The sequence below is a fragment of the Calothrix sp. CBUCES-K 9914 genome, assembly GCF_059640475.1.
Window position 1 is genome coordinate 1 of record NZ_JBXXZH010000472.1, and the last position, 3230, is coordinate 3230.

Below are 3230 nucleotides of genomic sequence, written 5' to 3' on the forward strand. Positions count from 1 at the left end.
AAAAACAAAAGCCTTCTCTTTGTATATCAGAAGAGAAGGGTTTTGTTTGTAATATTGCCCTGGCACTGAGCAATTGTTGCAGGAGACAACTCTCCAACTATCGTAGCCGCTGCGGCGTTTCACAACTGAGTTCGGGATGGTATCAGAGTGGTTCCACCACGCAATAAGCACCAGGAAAAACTTTAAAAACGCTGAAGACTGCACAGTGACGCATTGAATTGTTAAAGGTCAAGCCCTCGGTCTGTTAGTACTTCTTGGCTTCATATGTTACCACACTTCCACCGAAAGCCTATTAACACGTGTTCTACGTGTGACCTTACCTACTTATAGTAGTGAGAACACTCATCTTGAGGTGGGCTTCCCACTTAGATGCTTTCAGCGGTTATCCGCTCCGAACATGGCTACCCAGCGTTTACTTCTGGCGAAATAACTGGCACACCAGCGGTTCGTCCTTCCCGGTCCTCTCGTACTAAGGAAGGCTCCTCTCAATGTTCTTACGCCTGCACCGGATATGGACCGAACTGTCTCACGACGTTCTGAACCCAGCTCACGTACCGCTTTAATGGGCGAACAGCCCAACCCTTGGGACGTACTTCCGCCCCAGGTTGCGATGAGCCGACATCGAGGTGCCAAACCTCCCCGTCGATGTGGACTCTTGGGGGAGATCAGCCTGTTATCCCTAGAGTAACTTTTATCCGTTGAGCGACGGCCATTCCACTCTGCGCCGTCGGATCACTAAGGCCTACTTTCGTACCTGCTCCACTTGTTTGTGTCACAGTCAAGCTCTCTTATTGCCTTTACACTCGACGCACGATTTCCAACCGTGCTGAGAGAACCATTGCGCGCCTCCGTTACCTTTTGGGAGGCGACCGCCCCAGTCAAACTGCCCACCTGAAAATGTCCTAATTCCGGATTACGGACTTAGTTAGAATTCTAGCTTCGCCAGAGTGGTATCTCACCGTTAGCTCCATACTCCCCACAAGGAGTATTTCTACGCTTCCCACCTATCCTGCGCAAGCCAAGCCCGAACACAATTCCAGGCTACAGTAAAGCTTCATAGGGTCTTTCTGTCCAGGTGCAGGCAGTCCGTATCTTCACAGACAATCCTATTTCGCCGAGTCTCTCTCCGAGACACCGTCCAGATCGTTACGCCTTTCGTGCGGGTCGGAACTTACCCGACAAGGAATTTCGCTACCTTAGGACCGTTATAGTTACGGCCGCCGTTCACCGGGGCTTCGGTCGTCAGCTTTAAAGTTTCCCCCTGACCAACTTCCTTAACCTTCCGGCACTGGGCAGGCGTCAGCCCCTATACTTCCTCTTTCGAGTTTGCAGAGACCTGTGTTTTTGGTAAACAGTCGCCTGGACCTATTCACTGCGACCCATATTTCTATGGGCACCCCTTCTTCCGAAGTTACGGGGCTATTTTGCCGAGTTCCTTAGAGAGAGTTATCTCGCGCCCCTTGGTATTCTCTACCTCCCCACCTGTGTCGGTTTCGAGTACGGGTATTATAACTTCATCACATTACGTGCTTTTCTTGACACCAATTACAACTAAACGGAGAACGTATTCCCCTCCCAATCCAATTAGGGCATAGCTGCTTCTCAATGCGTCCCACTTAATGCTCCACTATAACAGTTGAGGATTATTAACCTCATGTCCATCGACTACGACTTTCGTCCTCGCCTTAGGTCCCGACTTACCCAGAGTGGACGAACCTGCCTCTGGAACCCTTGGGGTTTCGGGGTATTGGATTCTCACCAATATTTGCGCTACTCAAGCCGACATTCTCACTTCTATTCAATCCACAGCTGCTCGCCGCTACTGCTTCGCATCGAATAGAACGCTCCCCTACCAAATTAGTAGTTTATAGTGCTGAGTGCTGAGTGCCGAGTTGAGTATTTCTACTCAGCACTCAGGACTCAGCACTTTTACTAAAGTCCACAGCTTCGGTACAACGTTTAGTCCCGTTCATTTTCGGCGCAGAAGCGCTTGACCAGTGAGCTATTACGCACTCTTTTAAGGTTGGCTGCTTCTAGGCAAACCTCCTGGTTGTCACTGCACTTCCACCTCCTTTCCCACTTAACGTTGATTTGGGGACCTTAGCTGGTGGTCTGGGCTGTTTCCCTCTTGACGATGAAGCTTATCCCCCACCGTCTTACTAGTAAGACTACATTCCGGTATTCTGAGTTTGTCTCGATTTGGTACCGGTCTCCCAGCCCGCACCGAAACAGTGCTTTACCCCCGGAACTTAATATTTACCGCTGCGCCTAAACACATTTCGGGGAGAACCAGCTAGCTCCTGGCTCGATTGGCATTTCACCCCTAACCACACCTCATCCGCCAATTTTTCAACATTGGTCGGTTCGGACCTTCACTTGGTGTTACCCAAGCTTCATCCTGGGCATGGTTAGATCGCCAGGGTTCGGGTCTATACATACTGATCAACGCCCATTTCAGACTCGCTTTCGCTTTGGCTTCGTAATCTCTACTTAACCTACCAGCACATATAACTCGCCGGCTCATTCTTCAACAGGCACGCGGTCATCCGTTTAATCGGACTCCCACTGCTTGTAAGCTGACGGTTTCATGTTCTATTTCACTCCCCTCAACGGGGTTCTTTTCACCTTTCCCTCGCGGTACTTGTTCGCTATCGCTCACGCAGACGTATTTAGCCTTACCACGTGGTCGTGGCTGATTCAAATGGAATTTCACGTGCTCCATCCTACTCGGGATTCAGCTAGTATCAAGTCAATTTTTGACTACAAGACTCAAACTTTCTTTGGTGCATCGCTTAAATGCTTCGTCTAACCTCTTGATTCCATATTGCTGTCCCACTACCCCAAAATACATGTACTTTGGTTTAGGCTTTTCCCCCTTCGCTCACCACTACTAAGGGAATCTCGTTTGATTTCTTTTCCTCCAGCTACTAAGATGTTTCAATTCGCTGGGTTGGCTCTTACTTGTCTATGTGTTCAACAAGCAGTATATAGGGTTGCCCCATTCGGAGACCTCCGGCTCAATGTTTGCTTCCAACTCCCCGGAGTATATCGTCGGTAACCACGTCCTTCTTCGCCGCTGCGTGCCTAGGTATCCACCGTCAGCCCTTATTCGCTTGACCAATTTTATCAATTCAAAGGATTATCTGTATTCAATACCCGTAATAATTACTTCAGTAATTAAGACAGTTACTGCCTACAATTTGCGTCACTATGCAGTTTTCAAGGTTCTT

At 49.0% G+C, this 3230-nt stretch carries 2 rRNA genes; both read right to left on the bottom strand.

Annotated elements, in window-relative coordinates:
• Positions 1-57 precede the first annotated feature (57 nt).
• Positions 58-175, bottom strand: a 5S ribosomal RNA gene (gene rrf, locus AC2JBO_RS44070).
• Positions 176-224: 49 nt separating this feature from the next.
• Positions 225-3119 (bottom strand): 23S ribosomal RNA (locus AC2JBO_RS44075).
• Positions 3120-3230: the final 111 nt, after the last annotated feature.